This window comes from Rhodococcus sp. BS-15 (assembly GCF_000813105.1).
Classification (GTDB): Bacteria; Actinomycetota; Actinomycetes; order Mycobacteriales; family Mycobacteriaceae; genus Rhodococcoides.
Genome location: NZ_BAOX01000032.1, coordinates 21,233 through 27,367 on the forward strand (window position 1 = coordinate 21,233; position 6,135 = coordinate 27,367).

Annotated in this window: 5 protein-coding genes and 3 pseudogenes; 5 read left to right on the forward strand and 3 right to left on the reverse strand. The window is 65.5% G+C overall.

The genetic code is table 11. The annotated features are described in order from the left end of the window. Positions 1–39: 39 nt before the first annotated feature. Positions 40–1,277 (forward strand): annotated as a pseudogene (locus tag RHBS_RS06660) (arginine deiminase). A 4-nt stretch (positions 1,278–1,281) separates the two neighbouring features. On the opposite strand, the gene arsC reads toward RHBS_RS06660, so the two are convergent. After that, positions 1,282–1,629, reverse strand: a complete 348-nt coding sequence (arsC, locus tag RHBS_RS06665) for an arsenate reductase (glutaredoxin) (RefSeq protein WP_128645214.1) — start codon at positions 1,627–1,629, stop codon at positions 1,282–1,284. Positions 1,630–1,691: 62 nt separating this feature from the next. Here arsC and RHBS_RS06670 point away from each other — a divergent pair, with 62 nt between their 5' ends. The 3 genes from RHBS_RS06670 (at position 1,692) to RHBS_RS06680 (ending at position 3,228) form a co-directional block, all read left to right on the forward strand. Beyond that, complete coding sequence (locus tag RHBS_RS06670) at positions 1,692–2,360, forward strand: SDR family oxidoreductase (RefSeq protein ID WP_128645215.1); 669 nt, start codon at positions 1,692–1,694, stop codon at positions 2,358–2,360. A gap of 10 nt (positions 2,361–2,370) precedes the next feature. After that, entirely contained in the window at positions 2,371–2,739 is a 369-nt protein-coding gene (locus RHBS_RS06675) for a GntR family transcriptional regulator (RefSeq protein WP_128645216.1), read from the forward strand. Positions 2,740–2,805: 66 nt separating this feature from the next. After that, a complete protein-coding gene (locus RHBS_RS06680) occupies positions 2,806–3,228 on the forward strand; it encodes a DoxX family protein (protein WP_128645217.1) in 423 nt (140 codons plus the stop codon). A gap of 35 nt (positions 3,229–3,263) precedes the next feature. On the opposite strand, the pseudogene RHBS_RS06685 reads toward RHBS_RS06680, so the two are convergent. Further along, positions 3,264–4,774 (reverse strand): annotated as a pseudogene (locus tag RHBS_RS06685) (dolichyl-phosphate-mannose--protein mannosyltransferase). A gap of 89 nt (positions 4,775–4,863) precedes the next feature. Here RHBS_RS06685 and rsmI point away from each other — a divergent pair. Beyond that, a pseudogene (gene rsmI / locus RHBS_RS06690) lies at positions 4,864–5,705 on the forward strand (16S rRNA (cytidine(1402)-2'-O)-methyltransferase). A 4-nt stretch (positions 5,706–5,709) separates the two neighbouring features. Here the strand turns inward: rsmI and RHBS_RS06695 are convergent. Then, a partial coding sequence (locus RHBS_RS06695) for an SRPBCC family protein (protein ID WP_145977483.1) occupies positions 5,710–6,135 on the reverse strand: 426 nt, incomplete at its 5' end.

A 6,135-nucleotide genomic window follows, 5' to 3' on the forward strand; every position in this document is an offset into this window, starting at 1 on the left:
ATCCCAGCGGCGGCAGACGAATGGGTTTACCGTTCGTTCATGAGTGTCGATGCGGCTGCGGGCCCGTTGGGTGCCAACTCCGAGGTGGGGATGCTGCGCACCGTCATGCTGCACCGGCCGGGAGACGAGCTTCGACGCCTCACCCCGCGAAACAACGACCAGCTGCTGTTCGACGGCCTGCCGTGGGTCGATCGCGCACAGGACGAGCACGACGCGTTCGCCGATCTCCTGCGTGGTCGCGGGGTCACGGTACTGCTTCTCGGCGAGCTTCTCACCGAGGCCATGACGGTCAGCGGCGCAGCGCGAATGCAGGGTATCTCCGCCGCTGTCGATGCCCGACGCTCGGCCGGTCGCTCGCCGAGGACCTCGCCCAACATCTGCGGGGTGTGCCCGCGGCCGAACTGGCGCAGATACTGATGGCGGGCATGACATTCGACGAATTGCTCGAGGCGGAGACGGGGGAGCCGCAGCTCAGCGGGGCATCGCTGGTTCGGCGAATGCATCACGGTGGGGACTTCGTCATCGATCCGCTGCCGAACCTGCTCTTCACTCGCGACTCGTCGTTCTGGATAGCCGATCGAGTGGCGATCACCTCGCTGGCTCTGCCCGCCCGAGTGCGGGAGACATCGCTGACCGATCTGATCTACGCATTCCATCCGATGTTCCGCGGCGTGCGGCGTGCGTACGAGTCGCGGACCGCTCCGGTCGAGGGTGGGGACGTGTTGCTGCTCGCCCCGGGTGTGGTGGCTGTCGGAGTGGGAGAGCGCACCACGCCCGCCGGTGCAGAAGCGTTGGCGCGCAGCCTGTTCGAGGACGGTCTGGCGCACAGCGTGCTGGTGGTGCCGATCGCGCAGGAGCGCGCGTCGATGCATCTGGACACGGTGTGCACCATGGTCGATACCGACGCGGTGGTGATGTACCCGGCCATCCAGGACACGTTGTCCGCGTTCACCATTCACCGCGAGGACGCAGGAGTCAGTATTCGCGGCGCCGACCCGTTTCTCGAGGCGGCCGCCGATGCGATGGGCATCGGCAAGCTGCGATTGATCGACACCGGACTCGACCACGTCACCGCCGAACGCGAACAATGGGACGACGGAAACAACACGCTGGCCATCGCGCCGGGAGTCGTCGTCGCGTACGAGCGCAACGTCGAAACGAATGCACGGCTCGAGGCGTCGGGCATCGAGGTGCTGCGGATCTCCGGATCGGAACTGGGCTCGGGGCGAGGCGGTCCCCGATGCATGTCGTGCCCGGTGTCGCGCGAGAGGTTGTAGCGCTCTACAGCACGGAGAGCACCTTGTCGGCGGGGCGGGCGAGCACGGTGCCCTTGTCGGTCACCACGATCGGGCGTTCGATGAGAATCGGGTGCTGGGCCATCGCCGCGATGAGCGTGTCGGCGTCCGCGCCTGCGAGCCCCAGTTCCTTGTAGATGCTCTCGCGAGTGCGAATGGCCTGACGGGCTTCGAGTCCGGCGTCGGCGAGAAGCGTGCGGAGTTCGTCCTCGGTGGGAGGTGTCTCCAGGTACCGAATCACCCTCGGAGTCACACCTGCTTCCTCGATCAGTTTCAGCGCTGTGCGAGAGGTGTTGCACCGCGGATTGTGATAGATCGTCGCGAACGTGCTCATGTTTGCGATCCTGCCACGCGGGTAGCCCCGACGACAGATTCACGCCAGGAACGGGAGTGGTTATGACCGACAAGCGCATTGTCATTGCAGGTGGCCACGGCCAGATCGCACAACACCTGACTCAGGTGCTCACAGCGCACGGAGATCGTGCGGTGTCGCTGATTCGCAACAGCGACCACGTCGATGCCGTCACCGCGCTGGGCGCGCTGCCGCAGGTGATCGACCTCGAATCGGCCTCCGTCGAGGAATTGGCCGCAGTGTTGGCCGGTGCTGACGCGGTGGTGTTCGCCGCAGGTGCAGGCCCCAACAGTGGTCCCGAGCGCAAGGACACGGTCGACCGCGCAGGCGCGGTGCTGCTGGCCGATGCCGCAGAGAAGGCCGGCGTTCGCCGCTATGTCCTGATCAGCTCGTTCGGTGCCGGAGAGCCGGTCGCCGAGGATCTCGACGCCGGCTGGAAGGCGTACATCGAAGCCAAAACTGCTGCAGAAGAAAACGTTTCGGGCCGGAGTGGACTGGACTGGACGATTCTGCGTCCGGGCAAGTTGACCGATGACGACCCCACCGACTCGGTGGCTCTCACCGAGCCGCCGCTGGACCCGGGCGAGGTGACGCGCGCCGATGTGGCCGCGGTGATCGCACAGTTGCTCGACACCGGCTCGGCCGTGCGCAAGACGCTCATGTTGACGTCCGGTCCGACCTCGATCGTCGACGCAGTCGACGCGCTCGGATAGGGAATCGACCGTGCGCGTACATATCGATTCGTCGAACACCACACCGGTGTTCGAGCAACTGCGGATGCAGATTCTGGGGCTGGTGCGATCGGGCGATCTCATTGCCGGCACCAAGATTCCGACGGTCAGGGGTCTGGCCGAGGAACTCAAGATCGCACCGAACACGGTGGCGAAGACATACCGCGAGCTCGAGCAGCAGGGGATCATCGAGACGCGGGGCCGATCCGGTTCGTTCGTCGCGTCGGGCGGCGATCCGTCGCGTGACATCGCGGCCCGAGCGGCGACGGAGTTCGTCAGAACGGTCCGGTCCATCGGCCTGGACGACGACCAGGCCCGTTCGTTCCTCGAATCTGCTCTCAAAGGTGCGAGCGGCCGCTAAGTTGACCCTTCAACTTGCTTCTGCCAGGGTAGGGCTGCCCGTATAGCCCTGTCAGAAGGATGTGTCATGAACTCCACCGTCGTCCGCGACGCCGTTGCCCTCGTAGCTCGAATCGGCCTGGGTATCGTTTTCATCGCCCACGGCTGGCAGAAGCTCAACACCTACGGACTCGACGGCACCGCCGCGAGCTTCGAGATGATGAACGTCCCGCTGCCCACGGCGTCCGCCTACTTCGCCACGTTCGTCGAACTCGTCGGCGGCGGTGCGCTCGTGCTGGGAATCTTCACTCCCATCGCCGGCCTGCTGCTGTTCCTGAACATGCTCGGTGCGGCCGTCTTCGTGCACTTCGAGAACGGTGTGTTCGCAACGGAGAACGGCTACGAACTGGTCGTCGCCCTCGGCGTCGGCGCGCTGCTGCTCGCCGCATTCGGTGCCGGACGCGTCAGCATCGACGGACTCACCAAGGGCAAAACCGCACTGCTTGCATAGGTCGTTCCGCAGGCTCCACTCCTGCCTGGCCTGAGTCAGCGCCAACTCGGCAGCCACAACTGTTCCTGCCACATCTGCGGCGTGATCGGCATAGCGGTCAGAATCGGCCACAGCCAAACGAAGTTGGCTATCACCACGCGAGGTACAAGGACACCAGTAGTAGTCCGGTACCTCGCCGTTCTGCCGACGCGGTGGCTTTGCCGATGATGTCGCCGAGCACCAATGCGAAGCCCATCACCATGAACGGTGCCAGCGCCACTGCGTAGAAGTAGTACATCTGTCGGTCGAGTGTGGTGAACCACGGCAACAGTGCTGCGGAATACGCGACGAGCACTGTGGCGTAACGCCAGTCCCGTCGGACGAACACCGACCAGATCACCCAGGCCAGCATCGGCAGTGCCAGCCACCACATCGCGGGCGTGCCGATCAGCATGATCGCCTTCACGCACGAGGACGCCGAGCAACCGGACACGCTCTCGCCGTCGGCGAAGTAGTACAGCATCGGTCGCAGGCCCATCGGCCACGTCCACGGCTTCGATTCCCACGGGTGCCGGTTGCCGGCCGAATTGGTCAGTCCCTCATGGAATTGCAGCACACTGCCGCTGTAGAACCACAGGGAACGCAACGCGTCGGGAACGAACGAGAACGGCCCGCCGACGCCGACACCGTCGCCGACCTCGTGCCGGTAGACGCCGGTCTCGGAGGTGAACCATGCCCACCACGTCATCAGATACACCGCGATCGGAACGACCACCAGCGCGTACAGCGCAGGCCCGATGTCGCGCAACGCTGTTCCCCGCCACGGGCGTTCGACGCCGTACGAGCGCCGCGCCGCCACATCGAATGCCACACTCAGCAATCCGAAGAACGCGATGAAGTACAGCCCCGACCACTTGGTGCCGCAGGCGAGACCCAGCATCACGCCGGCCCCGAATCTCCACCACCGCACACCCATTCGCGGCCCCAGCGCACTGGCATCCATTCGCCCTTCGGCGCGCACTCTCGACAGTCGCTGCCGCATGTCGTCGCGGTCGACGACCAAGCAGCCCAATGCAGCGGTGACGAAGAACGCGAGGAAGATGTCCAGCATGCCTATTCGGCTGCTGACGAACGTCACGCCGTCGACGGTCAGCAGAATCCCCGCGATCGCACCGACGAGTGTCGATCGGGCGAGCCGTCGCACGATCCGAATGACCAGCAGTACCAACAGGGTTCCGGCGACCGCCGACGAGAAACGCCAACCCCACCCGTTGTAGCCGAACAACGCTTCCCCGACGGCGATCAGCTGCTTGCCGACCGGTGGATGCACCACCAGCCCGTATGCCGGATTGTCTTCGAGCCCACCTCCGGTGAGTACCTGATAGCCCTGCGGGGCGTAGTGCTTCTCGTCGAAGACAGGAGTTCCTGCGTCGGTGGGGTACCGCAACATCGTGAAGCGGGTGATCGCGCAGATGACGGTGATGACGACGGTGACGATCCAACCGCGGCGGGCATCGGTGTCGTGGAACCAGTCGCGCGCGGCAACGGTGGGCCCGGGACTGACCATCGACCGGTCGCCGGAGCGCTCAGAGGTCAGCAAGGTCACGTACCGATCGTAGGCGTTGATCGGCAGTGCCCGACAAACCGCGCCGCCGCATGCGGGACACTGGAGACATGCTCATCCTTGCCGCCACCCCGATGGGCGACGTCGGTGATGCCTCGCAGCGCCTGCGTGATGCCCTCGGCAGTGCCGATGTCGTCGCCGCCGAGGACACCCGGCGCACCAAACAACTCGCCTCGTCTCTCGGCGTGGCGATCACGGGCAGGGTCGTCAGTTTCTACGATCAGGTCGAAACGGCCCGCCTTCCGGCTCTCGTCGAGGCCGTGGCCGAGGGCAAGACGGTCTTGCTGGTGACCGATGCTGGGATGCCGTCGGTGAGCGACCCGGGCTATCGCCTCGTGGCAGCCTGCGTCGAGGCCGATCTGCCGGTGACCTGTCTGCCCGGTCCTTCGGCAGTGACGACGGCGCTCGCGTTGTCCGGTCTGCCCGTCGAACGCTTCTGCTTCGACGGCTTCGCCCCGCGCAAGCAGGGACAGCGCCGCACCTACTTTCGGTCGGTGCTCGCCGAGCCGCGCGCCATCGTGTTCTTCGAGCGCCGCATCGCCTCGTCGCGTGCCTGGAAGACGCCGTCCACGTCCTCGGCCCCGACCGCCGCGCAGCGGTGTGCCGTGAGCTCACCAAGACCTACGAGGAGGTCCGACGCGGCGGCCTCGGCGAGCTGCTCGAATGGTCGAGAGACGGAGTGCGCGGCGAGATCACCGTCGTACTCGAAGGAGCCGTCGCCGTCGCCGAGGAGCCGGAGGACCTCGTTGCCGACGTCGAGACGCTGGTGGCGTCGGGCATGCGGTTGAAGGACGCCTGCGCCCAGGTTGCGGTCGACGGCGTCTCCAAGCGCGAGGTCTACGAGGCCGTTCTCGCCGCGCGGAAAGAGCAGTAGCGGGTCAGCCCACCACTTGCTGACGCAGGCCCTCGGTGGCCGCTTCGAGGATCGTCTTGGTCCCCTTCTTCACCAGGAAGCCGGGTAGCGGGATCTTCGGGTCGACCGTCAGCTCGAACTCGACGTGAGTGCCGTTGCCCTTGGGCGTCAATGTGTATCGGCCGTCCTGGGCCTTCTGCTGAGTGCTCTCCACCAGCGTCCACGACACCTCGCTGTCGGTCCACGTGTACTCGACGAGCTGCTCGTCGTTGACGCCGATGATCGAGACGTGCATCTTGACGTGGTGTGGCTTGCCGTCGTCGAACCGATCGACGACCTCACACTTCTTGTGGACCGGGGACCACGAGGGAAGGCCCTCGACGTCGGCGAGAACTTCGAGGATTGCCGATGCATCGGCGTCGATGTCGACTGACTTGTTCGCTGTGACTGC